The following is a 19,895-nucleotide window of genomic DNA, read 5'->3' on the forward strand; positions in this document are numbered from 1 at the left end:
TTATTGTACAAGTTCAACAATTGCTTCCTCAACTTCTTGTGAAGGCTTGTTCGGTCTGAGTGCCAGCCATTGTAAACCTTCAACAATATACTTTGGTGCTTTCCAATCCGTTTTTTCCAATCCGTACTCTAAAGCGAAACCAGACTTATTCTTGTTGTCTGGCGCATTATCGTCAGCAAACTTCTCAATCTCTGAAATCGACGCTCCTGTTACTGCAAATAGATCGCGATTGGCTAAAATTAAAGCTTCTTCGAAACTTCTTCCGCATCCAATAAGCCCATCCTCTGGAATTTGATAAGCAATCCGTCGGGAACCTGCAACTTTTTGATCAGCTGTTTTAGCTAAGCAATCCGCCATTGGATAATAACCGGCTGTACCTGGTGCGAACCAATTTTTTATTCCTGCATTTGAACTATGTGTGCCTTCGCTTACAATTGATCCTGGATATGAAGTTTTATTGTCCTTTACTGTGGAAACAACGGCATCAATGTCAGTGATAACGAGGCACCTCAGTTCTAAAAAGTCTAAAAATTTATAAAAATGGTGTGCATAGGCACCACCAACTTCGATTACGCTAATGTATTGTGTCTCCAGTGTAGGACAGTCTTCGACGGACAACGTGGTTTCGTCCAAAGAAGCATTGTCAACTGCTTCTGCTGCCGTAATAGGAACTTCGTGAGTTGAAATCGCCTCGGGAGCGTTGGTGTCCTTTTCAGCTTCTTTCTCTGTATCCGGAAGCTGAGCTCGAATTTCTCTGGTCACAGTATCTTTTAGATCCTCTTCATCAATAACTATATCAGTTGAAGGATTTACAGTTAATTTGGCCTTCGTCAAAGCATCGCTTTTGCTAATTAGTAATGGCATCATTAGTCGCTCTGCAATACCTTCAATCAAAATGGCTTTATCTGCAAAGTAAAGATCACATTTTGTAAGAGTTAGATATTTGTGTAAAAATTCTTTGTCAACCTGCAGTTCATCAGCACGAAATTCTTTTCGCAGATCTTTTATTGTTGTTTCTCTTTGTTCATTATTGGAAGTTAGAAAATATCGTATAGCCTCAAATTCCGCTTCATTGGCAATATGAGTTGAGTGTGTAGTTACAACAAATTGTACGGGCCAAGGTTTTCCTTCATTTAAAACATTTGAAAATTCTTCTGCAATTTCGTAAAGCTTCTTAATAAATATCTGCTGCATCTGTGGATGAAGGTGTGCTTCAGGCTCTTCAATAAAGATTATGTCTAGACTATTGCTAACCGGTCTACTTTGATATTGACGAAAAAACTCAAATAATTGAAACAAAATATAAATTAGATTTCTTGATCCAAGGCCATTATATGTTTCTGGCAAGAATAGGTTGTCGCCCTGATTGTATCTTATTTTGGTATGACTATCTAAGATGTTTGACACGTCGAGACGCGTTTCTGTACTTAGGTTTGGGTCGGCCAAACCAGGATAGCCAAATAGTGCTAACGCTGGAAGCAGTTTGTCAAGTTTTCCATTAAAATCTGTATCAACTTTTTCTTGAATTTCATCTATAATAACTTGCAGTGCCTCTGACTTTTCTTTCATGTCTTCAGGTGCTGAATCAGATTTTGATGTTTTAAAAAGTTGCGACAATACTTTACCTAGTACGTCCTTTTCTGAATGTGTCACATCATCAAGGCCACGCTGTGCATTGATGAAACCTGCTCCAATAACGGCTTTAAATTTAGAGTGATCCATTGCCGCAACATTAGTTTCATCATTTGGATCTTGTGCAAATATCTTAGCTTCAAAAAGATTAGGAATTTTTTCTCGTAATGACTTAAGAAATGCCGCAATGCTTTCAGCACTATCGTCAGTAGTTCCTTCAAATAAGTTATCTAATTTACCATCTTTCAAAGTGTATTGAACCAAGATAACGGCAGTGTTACTTGCTACGTTAAGATCGATAATAAAATCACTTAGTGCGCCCAAGTCTTCAGCGTCAATAGGATATTCAATTGTAATTTTAATTTCAATTGAGGGAATATCAGCTCGAATTTCTTGATCATTTGCACCGCTTAGCTTTTTCTGCAATGCAGATTTAAAACCTTCGATAGAAGAAATACTGAAATCAAAAAGCGAAAAAGTTGGGTTTTTATCCCCTATCAGCCTTCGGAAAATTTCGGTTAATGAGGTTTTTCCAGAATTGTTTCTACCTACCACGACGGTAGTGTAATCTTCTAAGCTAAGAACAACCTTCTTTAATAGCCTAAAATTTCCTATTTCTATTGTTTTAATCTTCATTACGCAAACTTTCTTAAATCAGGTTACTATCTAGTCAAAGATACCTAAAATTTCAACAAAATGCTGTGCTAAAATAATCTTACAAGATCTCGATAAACATTAAGTACAGTTACACTAATTTAAAGATTAATGCTTATTAAAATTGAACTGTTTCGTATTTAGTATTACATTGTGATCCTTTTGCTATTCCGGAGGTAGAATACGCACATTATAATGAGCAAAGCAACTTTGATTACATTGTAAAAAATATAAATTAATCATCCTGCCATTTTAACCATGGCAGGAATTATCCGTGGAGCTGATAAACGGTATTTAAAATTAACAACTTTAACATTTAATTTATTTTAACTTATACTTATAATAAGTACCTTTGTTGTATACATTTACTTCTCATGAAAAGATTTTACATCATATTAATTGTTACCCTTGGCCTCTTCCTAGTGCCAACGGCAACTTTTGCATGTGGAAATCTTTCAAAGAAAGCTTCCTGTACTAAGGAAACTTCTAAAACCCATAATGAGGATTGCTGCTCAGAAGAAGGCAGTCATTCCAAAAAGGAAAACCATGATGGATGCGGTCATAAATGTGGACATGCTTCATGCGGGTGTGCTTCAGTTTGTAATGGAGGTATCTCCTTTTTAAACGAACTAGAATTCAAAAACAATACTTTGAGTCTTTTTTCTCAAAAACAAAAATTCTACAATTCAGAAACCTCAATTTTAACAGGTTTCTATTCTATCTGGCTTATACCTAAAATAAGCTAAAAACCTTTTTTGATAGCCATACGTGTGTCAAAAAAGGAAGGCATTTGCTTTTCATTTATTTTAATTTTTCGCTTATATAGAATAATAGTCTATACACCTCGTATATACAATTATTTCTCATAAGGCTACATTCACTTCTAAATACATTTTAAAATGAAATCAATTCAAAAAGGATTGATGGCAATTACAATATTGCTATCAGTCATAGTGTATGGCGCACCTATAAAAAATGCCAAAACCGTAAACACAAAAATTTATGGTAATTGTCTAATGTGCAAAACTGCTATTGAAAAAGCAGGAAACATCAAAAATATTGCTTTGGTAAACTGGGATGAGAACACCAAAATTGCGGCCATTACCTACGACCAGAAGAAAACAAATCAGGATGAGATCCTTAAACGAATTGCCTTAGCGGGATATGACAGTGAGCAATTCTTATCTCCTGCCGAAGCATATGCAAAACTTCCACAATGCTGCCAATATGAAAGAACAAATAAGATGGCTGTCCCAATCAAAGAATCAAAAATGGATATGGAGAAAATGGATCATTCCCAGCATACAACCGCAGTTCTTCCAGATGCACAACAAGACAGTCCATTTAAAACAATTTTCGACAACTACTTTGAGTTAAAAGATGCTTTAGTGAAAACAGATGCCAAGACTACTGCAATCAAATCTAAAGAGCTTCTTACTGCAATCAATGCTGTTAAAATGGACAACCTAAAACCTAAAGAACATACTGCATGGATGAATGTAATGAAAAGTTTAGCTACAGATGCAAAAAACATTTCTGAAACCCAGGATATTAAGAAACAAAGAGAATCCTTTAAAAGCTTATCTAAAAACACTTATGATCTTATAAAAACTACCAATCAGCCACAACCAGTTTATTATAATCATTGCCCAATGGTTGATGCGAATTGGCTGAGCAAAGAAAGTGGTATCAAGAATCCGTATTACGGTTCCCAGATGCTAAGCTGTGGATCAACTATAGAAACAATCAAATAATCCCAAATCAAAAATGAAAAATATAATTACAGGTACTTCAATCCTTGGAGCATTAATCTTAGGAACCCTATGGCTGTCTTCTTGCAGTAAATCAGATGATATGAATATGTCCGATCCAAAATTGAATATAAACTATCCTGCCGCATATGTGGTCAATGGTCAGGACGGCACAATTTCAGTAATCAAATTGGCAACCAATGAAGTTACAGAGACCGTCAGCCTTATGGGGACCGGAACCGATATGATCATGTGGCCGCACCACATTTCTTTACATTCTAATCACCTGGCCATTGGCGTGCCCGGAATGGACTTCTCTGCCGGTCATACTGCCGGCATGGAAGGAATGACAGGTAAACTCCTAGTAATTGATGCCGTCAATGGAACAACTGTAAAAAACATTAACCTGCCAATGATGAACCATAACACGATCTACAGTCCAAATGGTTTAGAAATTTGGGTACCTCAAATGGACATGAATGGAAAAGTTCTGGTTTATGATGCATTAACATACACATTGAAAAATACCATTGCAGTGGGCATGATGCCTGCTGAGCTTACCTTTTCTTCTGACGGGACTAAGGCTTATGTTGCTAATGGAGATGATAATACTGTGTCAGTTATAAATACGACAAGCAAACAAGTTACAGCCACTGTTGCTGTAGGGAACAACCCTGTGGGTGCTTGGACAGGAAGTGATGCCAGAATGTATGTTGATAATGAAGACGGGCAATCTATCTCGGTAATCAATGTGGCAACGGATGCTGTAGATCAAACAATTGATTTAGGATTTATGCCTGGAATAGCGTCTCATAATGGTAGTAAGAAAGAACTTTGGGTAAGCGATCCAGTTAATGCAAAAGTACATTATTGGACTTGGGACCAGACTATGATGATGTGGATGCATGGAGGTGTATTTACTACTGGCGCTGGTGCCCATGCAATAACATTTACAGCGGATGGCAATACAGCATATGTGACCAATCAGACAGCCAATACAGTCTCTGTAGTCAATGTATCAAATCACACTGTCTCTAAAACCATTAATGTAGGCCGAAAACCCAACGGGTTGGTGCTAAAAATGTAAATCCTATCCTAAAAAGGTCTTCAAAATGCCAACTGGAGATTGAATTTGCACAATCAAAAAAAGAATAATTCGTATAACACTCAAATAAAAGAATGTTGGACAAAACAACATTTATAAGAGATCAAAAACTAAAAAAAATGAAAAAAATAATTTTCTCAACCCTTGTAATGGTAATTGTACTTGCAGCCTGTAATTCAAAAAACAAAGAAACTACAACGCCTGAAGCTACTTCCGGGACCACTCAGAATGATTCACAATTGTACGCCTGTTCCATGCATCCTGAAGTTACAGGAAAAAAAGGAGACAAATGTTCCAAATGCGGAATGGAATTAACCGAGCCAGTAAAGGAAATTACTGAAAAAAGTGCAGAGGTAAAAACAACTCAAGCTGCTCAAGCAACATTTTCTATAAACGAAATTGTGAGCAATTATCTAACTTTAAAAAATGCATTAACCAAAGATGATACAAAAGGAGCTGCAAATGCCGGACAAGCATTGTATGCAATTTTTAATAATGTAAATCCCAATTCAATAGATGCGAAATTAAAGTCAGAATATCTTGACATTGCTGATGATGCTAAAGAACACGCAGAACATATTGGAGCTAACGGTGGAAATATCGAACACCAAAGAGAGCATTTTGCCATGTTAAGTAAAGACTTGAATGATTTGATAAAATCTTTCAAATCAGAGCAAAAATTGTATCAAGATTTTTGCCCTATGTATGATGGTGGGAAAGGAGCTATTTGGATAAGCGAAACTAAGGAAATCAAGAATCCATATCAAGGAAAAAAAATGCTAACCTGTGGTTCTATGAAAAAAGAACTGTAGGACAGTTAACTACTTACTTATAAATATATCGGGTTATTTACATAATAACCAATCAATGTTCCGGTGACTACTGATGTTCCGAATTTATTGAAATGGAAAAAATGCATCTAATTTTTTAGACTGCCCTTTGATCCGTTCTTTAACCAAATAGTCACTGATGATATGTGTTTTCATGTAAGTAAGTTGATATACATATTTTCAGAAACATCAATAGTACCCTTTTTTTAAACAATTAAAATTAAATAAAAATGAAAAATGTAATTCTTTCAGCCATAGTTATGGTATTTGTAATGGTTTCTGGTAATGCACAAAGTAAAAAAACAGAGACTAAATTTTCAACTGAACAAATTGTAGCAAATTATTTAGCATTAAAAAATGCACTTGCAAAAGATGACACCAACGGAGCTGCTAAAGCTGGAAAAGCATTGTATGCGACTTTCAAAAGCGTAAATATAAAATCGATAGATCCAAAATCCAAAGCAGCATATCTTGATATAGCCGACGATGCCAAAGAGCACGCAGAACATATTGGGGCTAATGGTGGTAATATCGAGCATCAAAGAGAGCATTTTGCCCTACTGAGTAAAGACGTAAATGATTTGATCAAAACTTTTGGAGCTGCAAAAACACTATACCAGGATTCTTGTCCTATGTATGATGGTGGAAAAGGAGCTATCTGGATTAGTGAAACAAAAGAGATAAAAAACCCTTACTATGGTTCCAAAATGCTTACCTGCGGTTCAATGAAAAAACAATTGTAAAATGAAACGATTCATCAGAAAGATTCTTTTTATTGGGTTAATTATTTTTCTACTGATGCAATTGTATCAGCCTGCCCGAAATTCCGATTACGGGCAGGTTTTACCAATTCACATTTCGAGAGTCTATCCCATTCCCAAGAATGTACAAAAGATTCTTCAGACTTCCTGTTATGATTGTCACAGCAACAACACGCAATATCCATGGTACTCCTACATACAGCCGGCACGTACTTTCATGGAGGGACACATTACTAAGGGTAAAGAAAATTTGAATTTTAGCCAATGGGGAAGTTATTCCAAACGAAAACAGGAAAATAAATTAGACCGAATTGCCAAGCAGATAAAAGCCAACGAAATGCCTTTGGCTTCCTATACGCTGATCCATAAAAATGCAGTGCTGAATAATGTTCAGAAAGAACAACTGCTCAATTGGATTGAAAAAGTAAGCGATAGTCTTGCACAAATAAATTAAATCTATGGTACACAAATTAATAGAATGGTCGCTGCGAAACCGTTATATCGTTTTACTATTATCGGCAGGAATATTTGTATGGGGTATCATCTCTATTCAAAAAAATCCTATTGATGCTATTCCCGATTTATCTGAAAATCAGGTAATCGTATTCACAGAATGGATGGGACGTGCTCCACAGCTCGTTGAAGACCAGATCACCTATCCCTTGGTTACCAACCTTCAGGGATTGCCCAAAATTAAATATGTAAGAGCTGCTTCCATGTTTGGTATGAGTTTTATCTATGTCATTTTTGAAGATGATGTTGATGTATACTGGGCAAGATCAAGAGTACTGGAGAGGCTCAGTACTATTAGCAGCACCCTGCCCAAAGGAGTTGCCCCGCAATTAGGACCCGATGGAACTGGGGTTGGGCATATACTCTGGTATACTTTGGAGGCACCCGGTATTGACCTTGGCGAACAAAGAGCGCTACAGGACTGGTACGTCAAGTTTGCTTTGCAAAATGTTCCCGGAGTGAGTGAAATTGCTTCTTTTGGAGGATTTCAAAAAGAATACCAGGTTACCATTGATCCAAACAAACTGCTATATTATAAGCTGTCTGTCCCAGAGGTTATAAGTGCTGTACGTGCCAATAATAATGAAAGCGGCGGAAGAAAATTCGACATGAGTGATATTGGCTATATCATTAAGACATCCGGTTATCTGAAATCCATCAAAGAGATTGAGGATATTCCACTGAAAAACCAAAATGGCATTCCTATAAAAGTCAGCGATATAGGAACTGTTCAGATGAGCGGGGAAACCCGATTGGGAATCTTTGATCATAATGGCACTGGCGAAGTCGTTGGCGGTATAGTAGTGATGCGTTATGGTGAAAACGCAGATGCTGTAATTGATAATGTGAAAGAAAAAATGAAGGAAGTTGCGAAAGGGCTTCCAAAAGGGGTAAAATTCAATATTGTATATGACCGGGGACATCTGATTAAAGAATCTATTGATTCGGTGAAGCGTACCTTAATTGAAGAAATGCTTGTAGTGTCCCTTATCGTTATTATTTTTCTTTTTCACTGGCGTAGTGCATTAAGTATTATCATCCAGATACCAATTACAATTGCAGCAAGTTTCATACTGCTCAATGCCTTTGACATATCCTCCAACATTATGTCCCTTACCGGTATAGCACTTGCCATTGGAGTAATAGTTGACAACGGTATTATTATGAGTGAAAATGCCTACCAGCATCTCTCACAACGGTATGCACAATGGGAATCTGAACAAAAAAATGAAACAAACTCTGATGAAAAGAATTAAAAATATATTTCGCAAAAAACCACAGTGGATATCCGAAGAGGAAAGACTCAAAATAATTGAGAAAAGCAGCAAGCAGGTTTCCCGTGGCGTATTCTTTGCCACTGTAATTATAATTACCTCTTTCTTGCCTGTGTTTATGCTTACCGGACAGGAAGGAAAACTATTCCATCCTTTAGCCTTTACAAAAACATTCATACTGATTGTGGATGCCCTGTTGGTACTTACATTAGCTCCGGTACTGATTTCTTTTTTTATGAAAGGAAAATTCCGTCCAACCGATGCACATCCAGTAAATCGCTTTTTGGAAAGAGGTTATGAGCCAATTATACGCTGGGTTCTGAAATGGAGAAAAACAACTCTTGCAGTCAATATTCTGGCATTATTGATTTCTATTCCATTATTGATGCGGCTCGGAACGGAGTTCATGCCTCCATTGGATGAACAGAGTATTTTATTTATGCCTGTTACCCTCCCTGATGTATCTAATGGAGAAATCAAACGCATTTTGCAGGTACAGGATAAAATAATCAAATCGGTTCCTGAAGTTGAAAGTGTTTTGGGTAAGGCAGGGCGAGCTAACACAGCTACGGATAATTCCCCAATGAGCATGATTGAGACCATTATCATGCTAAAACCAAAATCACAGTGGCGTGAAGGAATAGATAAAAAAGATATTATTAAGGAACTCGATACCAAACTCCAGATACCTGGTGTAGTAAACGGCTGGACACAGCCCATTATCAACCGAATCAATATGCTGGCAACAGGAATTCGTACCGATGTAGGAATTAAAGTCTACGGACAAAATCTCGACACCATTGCTCGTGTATCTGAAAGGGTGAAAATGGCTTTAGAAGGAACTCCGGGAGTATCTGATTTATTTGTGGATCCTATTACCGGAGGTAAATACCTTGATGTTGATGTTAATCGCCAGGAATTGGCCCGATATGGATTAACAGTAGATGATGTAAACCAAACCGTGGAATTTGCTTTAGGTGGTGCATCCATTGGCAATACTGTTGAAGGACGAAGACGTTTTTCAATAAGTGTGCGTATGGCACAGGATTATAGAAATAGCGTGGAACGCATTAAACGCATTCCCTTACAGTCTCCTGCCTTTGGAGAAGTGCCATTATCTGCCGTTGCTGATATTAAATTCGTAGACGGACCGCCAATGATCAGTTCTGAAAATGCACTCCTTCGCGGAGCAGTCATGTTCAATATACGTGATCGTGATATGGGAGGAACCGTACAGGAAGCAATGAAAAAATTAGAAAGTGCCAAAAACATACTTCCTGAAGGGTACTTTATAGAATGGAGCGGACAATATGAGAACCTGATCAGCGGAGAAAAGACCCTTAAAGTCATTGCGCCGCTAGTATTGCTTATTATTTTCTTCGCCCTATATTTTGCCTTTAATTCCCTTAGGGAAGCCTTTTTAAGTCTTATAACAGTTCCTTTTGCTTTAATTGGAGGTGCCTATATAATTTTTTTCTGGGATGTCAATCTATCAGTGGCGGTAGCAGTAGGTTTTATTGCCCTTTTTGGAATTGCCGTGGAAACCGGAATTGTGATGGTTATCTATCTCAATGATGCCATGGAGCAACTTATCCGGGCCAAAGGAAACTCAAGGGAAACCATCACTAAAGAAGATCTCAGGGAATATGTGGTACACGGCGCCGCAAAACGATTGCGCCCAAAACTAATGACCGTTTGCGTCTCATTATTCGGATTAGTACCTGTCCTGTGGTCCAATGGTGTTGGAATGGATGTAATGAAACCAATTGTATTGCCTATGATTGGCGGTGTATTTACCTCTGCCGTGCATATCTTATTAGTAACCCCGCTTATTTTCCTAATGTCCAAAGAATATGAACTAAGAAAATATGGCAAACTCGAAGTACATGATGTCAAACATTAAAATACTGGCAGTACTATTGCTTTTACTGCCCATACAGCTATGGAGCCAGACCAAACAGGTCTTGTCTCTTGATACAATCCTTCAAAGGATTGATAAAAAAAATGTGCTCCTGCAAAGCTATAGTTTAAAGGCAGAAGGATACAAGTACAGTGGCGATGCCGCAACGGCATGGATGGCACCAATGGTGGGTGTGGGAACTTTTATGACCCCCTATCCCTTTCAGGAGGTTATGGATGACCGCGACAAAGGATCTTTAATGTTCAGAATTGAACAGGACATCCCCAATGTAGGAAAGCTAAACAAGAAGAAAAAATTCATCCAGTCCCAAGGAAACATTGAGAACGCTACCCGTGCCGTTACCCTTAACGACTATAAATCGAAGGCCAAACAGCTCTACTACAGCTGGATGGTGGCCGAACAGCGAATGAAAGTTTTGGATCAGAACGAAAAGATAATGCTGACCATGAAAAAGATTGAGGAAGTGCGCTATCCCTACAACCAGTCGCAATTGGGTAATGTATACAAGATCGACGCAAGGATTGAAGAAAACAAAAATATGGTCCGCATGCAGGAAGGTGAAATTGCAAAAGCAAGAGCATGGCTCAACAGCTTGATGAACCAGCCCGGCAATGCTGATTTTGCCATAGACACGAGTATTAATCCTGTCTTCAACCCAGCTTTACACGACACCACAAGCCTTGCAGGGGTACGTGGAGATATCAAGAAGATGGATGCTGGAATTGAATCGATGCAGCTTAGTATTGAGGCCATGAAAGCAGAAAAAAATCCCTCTTTTAAAATCCAGTTTGATCATATGAATTCTTTTGATAAAATGATGCCCAAAGCCTATTCGGTAATGGCAATGATGTCTATTCCTATTGCTCCCTGGTCTTCAAAAATGTATAAATCAGATGTCAAAGCAATGCAATACAATGTACAGGCTATGGAGAAAGAGAAATCCGCCATGCTGCAGGAAACCCAAGGTATGTTATATGGTATGCAATACGAAATACTGACCATGCAAAAAAGGATTCAGGGACTCGAAACAAAAATAATCCCTTCTATGCAAAAGTCCCTGGATGTAAACTTTCTGAACTATCAGGAAAACAAACTGCAGATTCCTGTAGTAATTGACTCCTGGGAAGCTTTAAATATGCTGCAGAATAACTTATTAGATGAAAAATTAAAACTATATCAAATGATTGTCGATTATGAAAAAGAACTCTATCGCTAAGTTAGTCGCATTGTTATTCGTTTCGATATTATTATTGACAGCCTGTAACAAGAAAACCGAGTATAACAGTAAGCCATCACATCAGCATGTTACAAATCAGGAATATACCTGTCCGATGCATCCTGAAGTTATTCAGGATAAGCCCGGCAGCTGCCCAATATGCGGTATGGAATTGGTTCCAAGACATACCCCTGGTACGGAAACAGCTATAGACAGCAGCCTGAAACACCTTTTAAAACCCGTCAATGAACAGGTCGTTTCTAATATATCTGTCATAAAACCTCAGGGAGGTACTAAAATATTCTCTCTGCAGGTACAAGGAATTATTACCTACGATACCCGTGAGCAGACCAGCATTTCCAGCAGGGTAAGCGGAAGGATTGAGCGCCTGCTGATTAAGTACAATTACCAGCCCATAAAAAAAGGACAGCTAATCATGGAAATCTATTCACCTGACCTTGCTGCCGCGCAAAGAGAGTTGTTGTTTATTTATCAATCTGATGCAAACAATCCGATGCTTCAAAAAGCAAAAGAGAGACTGTCTCTGCTAGGCATGCAGCAGAAACAAATACAACAGGTATTAAAGACAGGTAAAATTTCCTATCGCATTCCTGTTTACAGTAATGCCACCGGCTACATCTTAGACAATACTGCGACAGCAAATGCTTCTGCAATAGCTCCTGCGGCTTCACCTCAAAGCTCGGTGTCAGATGATGGCATGGGTGCTATGGGCTCAAGTGGCAATGCAGCATCAAATAATAGTGCATCTACCCCTGCTGCCTCTGCTATTATGCTAAGAGAAGGGCAATATATTGGTGCTGGACAATCACTCTTCACAATCTATACCAACAAAAACCTTATCGCTGAGTTTGCTTTTGATCCATCGGTATCACCCCAGATTAAAAAAGGACAAAAACTGGTGTTTTATGAACCCTCAGATAAGCAAAACGTATATACTGGTATTATCGGACTCATTCAGCCCGTCTTTAAAGAGGGAAGCAACTTTACTATAGCAAGGATTTATTTGCAGGATAATAAATTTCAAACTGGAAAATTAGTAACTGCAGCCGTTCCTATTGTCAGTAAAGGCTGGTGGCTCCCGCAAAGTGCCGTTCTCAATCTAGGAAATAAATCCATCGTTTTCAAAAAAGAAAAAGACGTGTTTGTTCCCAGAGAAGTTAAAACGAAAAACAATGCTGATGGAATGGTCCTAATAGATCAAGACATCAGTGATTGGGGTATTGCCAGCAATGCGGCCTATATGATAGACAGTGAGAGTTTTATCAAGATAGCTTCAGAAAATAAATTAAAAAATTAAGTCATGAACAGTAAATCAATAATTCGTACTATTTTGCTCATTGCAATGGTTTTTCCACTTCTATTTACAGCATGTGTTCAAAAAGAAGAAAAAAAAGTCAGTCAGGAAAAAGTTCAAACCTATACCTGTCCCATGCATCCGCAAATTGTAAAAGATGGTCCTGGCTCATGCCCAATCTGTGGAATGGATTTAGTGCCCTTCGAAAAAAACAACTCACAGGACTTTCTAACCTTGGGGCCAAGCCAGCAAGCTCTAGCCAATTTGACTACAATAACAGCCGGAGAAAATGAATTTTCGAATTCATCGCGTCTCAACGGGCGTTTGGTTACTGACCCTGAGCAAACTATTTACATCTCAAGCCGAGTGGCAGGAAGGATTGAAGAGTTGTATGTAAAAGAAACTGGTGTTCCCGTTCGAAAAGGCCAGCCTTTATACAGAATATATTCAGAGCAGCTATCAGCCCTGCAACAGGAGTACCTCATTGCCACAGCACAGGCCACAAGCTTTGCCGAGGATAAACGCTTTGCCCAAATAAAAAATGCTGCAAAGCAAAAACTATTATTGTATGGTCAGTCCGAAGCCCAGCTTAATGAGTTATTCAAAAAACAAAAAGCATCCCCTTATGTTGATTATTATTCTCCAAATTCAGGAATAGTTGCAGAACTTTCCATAACGGAAGGCCAATATGTAGCAGAAGGAGCCTCTATTATGAAATTAGAAGATTACAATCGTTTATGGGTCGAAGCTGATGTTTATCCAGCCGATGCAGGTAAAATTAAAACCGGCCAAAAGGTTAAAGTTTTAGTCTCTGGTTATGAAGATCAGCCCCAAACAATGACCGTAGATTTTATAAATCCTGCCTTGCAGACAAGCAAGCAGATAATACAGCTGCGCGGTACTATTGCCAATCCAAACAATCAATGGCAGGCAGGTCAGCAGGCAATTGTTTTACTGCCTTCCTCAGAACAGAAAATGAAATTGACCATACCTGTGGATGCTGTTATAAGAGACGGAAGCGGCACACATGTTTGGATTGAAATTGGAAAAGGCAAATATCAGCCTAGAATGGTGGCGATTGGTTCGGAAACCTTCGATGAAGTCGAAATTACTGGCGGCTTAAAAAAAGGTGATGTCGTTGTTGCATCTGGCGCCTATCTCCTGTACAGTGAATTTATATTAAAGAAAGGCAAAAACCCAATGTCAGGAATGAAAATGTAATAACCAATCTCACAACAGACGATGAAAAAAATAATCAAAATAGGAATCCCGATATTATCAATCTTCTTACTTATTGCCTGCGGTAATAATGAAAACAAAAAGCAAGAGAATCCTGAGGATAGTGAAACTTCTGTCCCAATTTCAAAAGAAGCCGAAATCAGGATAAATGATGATGTCTTAAACGCGATATACAGCCAGTATGCACATTTAACAGTAGCCCTTACCGAAGATAATATCGCGGAAGCAAAACTGGCGGCCAATGCGATTGAAGCGGGAGCACGGCAAATTAGCAACAACAGTACTCTTGCAGTAAGTGCCGCAGCAATCGTTTCAGCTCCTGATATTGAAAACCAGCGGGCTGCCTATTCTAAGCTAAGCAATGAACTCATTTACCTGCTAAAAAAAGCAGGAATGACCCAGGCTGAGCTGTACGTGGAATATTGTCCAATGGCGTTTGACAATAAGGGGGCCGTATGGATTAGTTCTACCAAAGAAGTACGTAATCCTTATTTTGGAGCAAAAATGCTCAAGTGCGGTGAGGTGAAAGAAACAATTAAATAATTAGGTTCTAAAACAAAACTACTTGTAATTTTTTTCAGTGTTAAAAAATGGATATCAAAGCTTATTGGGAATAAGATCATTTTAAGCAAATCAAAATTTCAGGTTTACTAAAAAAAAGCTAACTTTCTATATATTAAATATATAACACATCGAATTTTATAAAAAAAAACAACATTATGACACACACCTATACAATATCGGGAATGACTTGCGATGGATGTCGTACGAAAGTAGAAAAAACATTAAATGCTGTGCAGGGAATAAAGGCAACTGTTACCTTAGATCCTCCATTGGCAACCATTACAATGGAAAAACATATTGCAACCGAACAGCTGCAGGAAGCATTGACTGCGGTTGGAAAGTACACCATTGAAATGACACACACGACTCATTCGCAAGAAAAAACAGCTGAGAAACCATGCTGTAGTACTGCTAACGATCCTGATCATAAAAAGTTAGCTGCGCCTCATAATGATGCGGGTGGAAAATACTATTGCCCGATGCATTGTGAAGGCGATAAAATGTATGATAAACCGGGAGATTGTCCTGTATGCGGAATGCATTTGGTACAAGAACCACCCGCTGTTCAGGTTCAGCAATACACATGCTCTATGCATCCGGAAATTATAACCAATGCGCCAGGATCATGTCCTATTTGCGGGATGGATCTAGTACCAATGGAACCAAGCGAAAGCGAAGAACAAAGGATTTATAAGGGTTTGGTTAAGAAAATGAAAATAGCGGTTGTATTTACAGTTCCTGTTTTCGCCATTGCCATGATAGAAATGGCACACAACAATCCTCTACTTCAACTAATGGATGCGGCTAAATGGAATTGGGTACAGCTTATTTTATCACTTCCTGTTGTCTTTTATGCCTGCTGGGTATTTTTTGTACGAGCATGGAAATCAATAATCACATGGAATTTAAATATGTTTACCCTTATCGGAATTGGTACAGGAGTGGCATTTTTATTTAGTTTAGTTGGAATGTTTTTTCCAGACATTTTTCCAAGTGAATTTAAGACCCAGCACGGAACAGTACTATTGTACTTCGAGGCCACAACAGTTATTCTGACTTTGGTTTTATTAGGACAATTGCTTGAAGCCAGAGCGCACAGTCAAACCAGTGGTGCTATAAAAGAATTATTAAAATTGGCTCCTACCGAAGCTACTTTGGTAATTGATGGCGGTGATAAAGTAATCTCAATCCATGATATAAAAAAAGGTAATTTATTACGGGTAAAACCCGGAGATAAAATTCCTGTGGATGGGAAAATAACCGATGGTGAAAGTACAATAGACGAATCGATGATTACCGGTGAACCAATTCCTGTAGATAAAAAAATAGGCGATATGGTGTCTTCAGGAACTATAAACGGAAACAAATCATTTATAATGATTGCCGAAAAAGTTGGTTCGGAAACCTTGCTTTCGCAAATTATACAGATGGTTAATAATGCAAGTCGTTCCAGAGCACCAATTCAAAAACTAGCCGATAGTATTGCTAAATATTTTGTACCAATTGTTGTTGTAATTTCCATTCTTACCTTTTTCATTTGGGCAAAATTTGGTCCCGAACCGGCATTGGTCTATGGGTTTATAAATGCCATTGCGGTACTAATTATTGCCTGTCCTTGTGCTTTAGGATTGGCAACGCCCATGTCTGTAATGGTAGGAGTTGGAAAAGGCGCTCAATCGGGAATTCTGATAAAAAATGCTGAAGCTTTAGAAAAAATGGATAAGGTAAATGTTCTGATTACTGATAAAACAGGAACAATTACAGAAGGGAAACCTTCGGTGGAAAAAATTGTTGCACTACAATATTCAGAAGATGAACTGTTGCAATACATTGCATCTTTAAATCAGTATAGCGAACACCCTTTGGCACAAGCCGTGGTGAAATTTGCAAAAGCTAAAAATGTCTCTTTAACGAAAGTCGATGATTTTGAAAATATTGCAGGAAAAGGAGTTATTGGAACTGCTATTGATAAAAAGATCGCATTAGGGAATAAAAAATTAATGGAGCAAGTAGGCGCAGCTATATCTGCCACAATTGAAGAGAAAATTATTGCCGAACAAAAATTAGGAAAAACAGTTTCTTATATCGCTGTAGATAAGAACGTAGTGGGATTTGTAACGATAACCGATGCTATAAAACAAACCAGTGCTGCTGCTATAAAAGAATTAATGCGTCAAGGAGTTGAAGTAATCATGCTTACGGGAGATAATGTAAATACTGCCAAAGCTGTTGCCGAAGATTTGCATTTAACCTCTTTCCAAGCAGGTTGTTTACCAGAAGACAAATTAAAAGTAATAGAGAAATTACAAGCTGAAGGAAAAGTTGTTGCTATGGCAGGAGATGGCATAAACGATGCGCCAGCTTTGGCACAATCGGACATTGGCATTGCGATGGGAACAGGAACAGATGTTGCGATAGAAAGTGCCAAGATTACTTTGGTAAAAGGAGATTTGCAAGGAATTGTAAAAGCAAAAAATCTGAGCCACGCTGTAATGCGCAACATCAAGCAAAACCTATTCTTTGCTTTTATTTATAATGTCTTAGGCGTACCAGTAGCTGCGGGAGTTTTATATCCGTTTTTCGGAATATTACTTTCTCCTATGATTGCTGCCCTGGCAATGAGTTTTAGCTCGGTATCTGTTATTGTCAATGCATTGCGATTGAGAAGCTTAAAACTCTAAAAAATAATAATTTATTATTAAAACAAATGACCAATCTAGGACAAATTATTCTGCAGTATAAAAACGATAACGAAAGTGTCTACAATACCTGGTTTATAGATAACAACCAACGGTTAAAGGCATTTCGGACTATAAGACGAGGTGTTTTACAAGTCATTGAGGATATTAAAAAGAAAACCTTTCCTAATGATTTTAAAGAAAGCAGCTTAGAATTTGTTCTGAGTTGCATTGCTGAACAAAAACAAGTCTTTGCAGGGGTTTCCCATCCGTTTTATTGGAAACCCAAATTACGCATCCCCGATATCTATGAAAATCAAAACAATAAATTGGCTTTTGGTCAATTCCTTGAAAATTGTATTAATGCCAAGTCTGAAGAACAGGTTGTAAAAGAAATCATAAAACTCGATGAATTAAAAATTAAAGGATTAGGACCTGCGGTTGCCAGTATTTTGTATTTCATACACCCAACCTGGTTCCCGCCATTCAACACTGCTATTCTCAATGGCTTTAATTTTCTTTTTAAAGACAAAAAAAAATTGGGAAGCTGGACAGAATATCTTAAAATAAGGGAAACTTTGATGGAAACTAACACTTTGCATAAATCTCAGCTGTCAAATGATTTGGGTGCCATTGCAGGATTGTGTTTTGAAATTGGAACCCAGAAAATGCTAATCGGTAACGATGAATATTTAAGCGAGGCAGAACGTTCAAGATTCGAAAAAAACGTACACAAGCGTCAAAGAGAAATACTCGAAGAAAAACTGGAGGAAAATCTGCATAGTGAGATGCAATACCATCTGCTAAAAATAGGTATTTCTCTAGGTTTCGATGTTACCCCGGCAAGCAATGATAAAAACAAATCATTTAATGGACAAAATTTCTCATTTATTTCACTGGTAAAATTCCCTGAGTTGCCTACTGACAAGGATACTCAAAATACCATCAGGCTTATTGATGTGCTCTGGTTCGAAAAAGGCACAAACAAAATTATAGGAGCCTTTGAAGTGGAAAAGAGCACTAGTATCTACTCCGGCATACTGCGCTTGTCTGACCTATACTTCAGCATATCAAGCGGACAGGAAGTTTTTTATATTATTATTCCCAATAACAGGGAAAAGGATGTAGTGCTTCAGCTAAATAGGCCCGTTATAAAAAACTCTAAAATGAATATACAATATATCCTGTTCTCTGAACTAAGGGCCAATTGTGATGCTATCTGTAACTTTGGAACCGACCATTCGGTAATGGAAAAAATATCAAAATCAATTTAAAATTAAAAAACTATGAAAAAAATAATTCTATTAAGCTTCATTATAATACAATCGTTATCAATTTGGGCACAGGAAAAAGTTCAAATTAAGCTTACTTCTGCAAGCCCTTCAGCATCATTTCAACAAGAAATTGGAAGCTCAACAATAAAAATGGCCTATAGCAGACCCTTAGTAAGAGGACGAAAAATATTTGGGGAACTGGTGCCATTTGGCAAACTCTGGCGGACAGGTGCCAGTGACTGTACGACCATCAGTACTAATGAGGATATCACCTTAGGAAATAATATTTTAAAAACAGGAACCTACTCTATATTTTCAATTCCATCAGAAAATGAGTGGACTATCATTATAAATAGTGATAGTACTTTACATGGCGAAACTGGTTATGATGAGAAAAAAGACGTTATGCGTTTTACCGTCCCCACAGAAAAAACAACTAATTTCTACGAAACTTTTACCATCGAATTAAATGACATCAATAGTAAAGGAGAAGGTTTCCTTAAAATAGAATGGGAAAATACTATGGTTAAAATACCAATGAAAAGCAAAGCTGACAAAGAAATTTTAGCCCTGATTGACAAATATATTATTAAAGAGAAAAGTCAAAATGCTACTTTATTGTTTCAGGCAGCAAATTATTATTCAACCACGGGAAGAGCAAATAACCAAACAGTATCCTGGTTAACTGAGGCCGAAAAATTGGATCCCGAAAATTTTTATTATCCCACTTTAAGACAGAAAGTATCTTTAGAACTGAAGGATTATCCCAATGCCATTGAGGCTGCAAAAAAAGCCTTAACAATTGCTGAACAGAAAAAAATGAAGGGTACTGAAAAATTAAAAAATCAGATTGAAGAGTTACAATTATTACTTAAAAGTAAATAAATAATTAAGCTATTATAATATCACACTGAAAACTACAGGAGCTTAAAAAAAAAGATTGCCATTTAAGCCGATACAGTGTTATAGTGACCTTAGACTTGTTTTGTTCAGGGAAATCGTTAAATCTAAATAATTTTTAAATATGAAAAATATGAAAATGGAACACGCAACACAGCTGCATTCAAAAGAGGTGGACTCTAAAATGTACAAAAAATTAGCCCTTATGATAGTATTGTCATTTATTTCGATGTATGTACTAATGTATTCTGGAAAAACCGGTCAATTT

Annotated in this window: 16 protein-coding genes; 15 read left to right on the top strand and 1 reads right to left on the bottom strand. The window is 37.7% G+C overall.

Annotated features, from left to right (window positions below; genetic code table 11):
- The gene (locus B0A75_RS20760) at nucleotides 1-2,268 is read right to left on the bottom strand and encodes an ATP-dependent nuclease (protein WP_244284431.1); all 2,268 of its coding nucleotides are present in this window, start codon (nucleotides 2,266-2,268) and stop codon (nucleotides 1-3) included.
- Nucleotides 2,269-2,660: 392 nt separating this feature from the next.
- Between B0A75_RS20760 and B0A75_RS20430 the strand changes: the two genes are divergently transcribed.
- The 15 genes from B0A75_RS20430 (at nucleotide 2,661) to B0A75_RS19415 (ending at nucleotide 19,612) form a co-directional block, all read left to right on the top strand.
- The gene (locus tag B0A75_RS20430; protein WP_123872414.1) at nucleotides 2,661-3,032 is read left to right on the top strand and encodes a hypothetical protein; all 372 of its coding nucleotides are present in this window, start codon (nucleotides 2,661-2,663) and stop codon (nucleotides 3,030-3,032) included.
- Nucleotides 3,033-3,185: 153 nt separating this feature from the next.
- Nucleotides 3,186-4,040: a DUF3347 domain-containing protein gene (locus tag B0A75_RS19350; RefSeq protein ID WP_089055907.1), complete on the top strand. Its 855-nt coding sequence runs from the start codon at nucleotides 3,186-3,188 to the stop codon at nucleotides 4,038-4,040.
- 304 nt (nucleotides 4,041-4,344) lie between these two features.
- Nucleotides 4,345-5,124, top strand: a complete 780-nt coding sequence (locus B0A75_RS19355; protein ID WP_244284432.1) for a YncE family protein — start codon at nucleotides 4,345-4,347, stop codon at nucleotides 5,122-5,124.
- Nucleotides 5,125-5,261: 137 nt separating this feature from the next.
- Entirely contained in the window at nucleotides 5,262-5,954 is a 693-nt protein-coding gene (locus tag B0A75_RS19360) for a DUF3347 domain-containing protein (protein WP_089055924.1), read from the top strand.
- Between the two features lie 248 nt (nucleotides 5,955-6,202).
- A complete protein-coding gene (locus B0A75_RS19365) occupies nucleotides 6,203-6,715 on the top strand; it encodes a DUF3347 domain-containing protein (RefSeq protein WP_089055909.1) in 513 nt (170 codons plus the stop codon).
- A gap of 1 nt (nucleotide 6,716) precedes the next feature.
- A complete protein-coding gene (locus B0A75_RS19370; RefSeq protein ID WP_089055910.1) occupies nucleotides 6,717-7,187 on the top strand; it encodes a heme-binding domain-containing protein in 471 nt (156 codons plus the stop codon).
- Between the two features lie 4 nt (nucleotides 7,188-7,191).
- The gene (locus B0A75_RS20815; protein WP_089055911.1) at nucleotides 7,192-8,502 is read left to right on the top strand and encodes an efflux RND transporter permease subunit; all 1,311 of its coding nucleotides are present in this window, start codon (nucleotides 7,192-7,194) and stop codon (nucleotides 8,500-8,502) included.
- A complete protein-coding gene (locus B0A75_RS20820) occupies nucleotides 8,474-10,423 on the top strand; it encodes an efflux RND transporter permease subunit (RefSeq protein WP_260402251.1) in 1,950 nt (649 codons plus the stop codon). Before B0A75_RS20815 ends, B0A75_RS20820 begins: the two co-directional genes overlap by 29 nt.
- Complete coding sequence (locus tag B0A75_RS19385) at nucleotides 10,407-11,657, top strand: TolC family protein (protein WP_244284433.1); 1,251 nt, start codon at nucleotides 10,407-10,409, stop codon at nucleotides 11,655-11,657. The genes B0A75_RS20820 and B0A75_RS19385 overlap by 17 nt, the downstream gene beginning before the upstream one ends.
- Nucleotides 11,635-12,975, top strand: a complete 1,341-nt coding sequence (locus tag B0A75_RS19390) for an efflux RND transporter periplasmic adaptor subunit (protein ID WP_089055913.1) — start codon at nucleotides 11,635-11,637, stop codon at nucleotides 12,973-12,975. The genes B0A75_RS19385 and B0A75_RS19390 overlap by 23 nt, the downstream gene beginning before the upstream one ends.
- 3 nt (nucleotides 12,976-12,978) lie before the next feature.
- Nucleotides 12,979-14,193 (top strand): efflux RND transporter periplasmic adaptor subunit, encoded by a 1,215-nt coding sequence (locus B0A75_RS19395; protein ID WP_089055914.1) that lies wholly within the window; start codon nucleotides 12,979-12,981, stop codon nucleotides 14,191-14,193.
- A gap of 21 nt (nucleotides 14,194-14,214) precedes the next feature.
- Nucleotides 14,215-14,754: a DUF3347 domain-containing protein gene (locus B0A75_RS19400; protein ID WP_089055915.1), complete on the top strand. Its 540-nt coding sequence runs from the start codon at nucleotides 14,215-14,217 to the stop codon at nucleotides 14,752-14,754.
- A 176-nt stretch (nucleotides 14,755-14,930) separates the two neighbouring features.
- Nucleotides 14,931-17,456, top strand: a complete 2,526-nt coding sequence (locus B0A75_RS19405) for a heavy metal translocating P-type ATPase (RefSeq protein ID WP_089055916.1) — start codon at nucleotides 14,931-14,933, stop codon at nucleotides 17,454-17,456.
- A gap of 26 nt (nucleotides 17,457-17,482) precedes the next feature.
- Entirely contained in the window at nucleotides 17,483-18,727 is a 1,245-nt protein-coding gene (locus B0A75_RS19410; RefSeq protein WP_089055917.1) for a hypothetical protein, read from the top strand.
- Nucleotides 18,728-18,739: 12 nt separating this feature from the next.
- The gene (locus B0A75_RS19415) at nucleotides 18,740-19,612 is read left to right on the top strand and encodes a DUF2911 domain-containing protein (RefSeq protein ID WP_089055918.1); all 873 of its coding nucleotides are present in this window, start codon (nucleotides 18,740-18,742) and stop codon (nucleotides 19,610-19,612) included.
- Nucleotides 19,613-19,895: the final 283 nt, after the last annotated feature.

It is taken from the genome of Flavobacterium oncorhynchi (genome assembly GCF_002217355.1).
Classification (GTDB): Bacteria; Bacteroidota; Bacteroidia; order Flavobacteriales; family Flavobacteriaceae; genus Flavobacterium; species Flavobacterium oncorhynchi.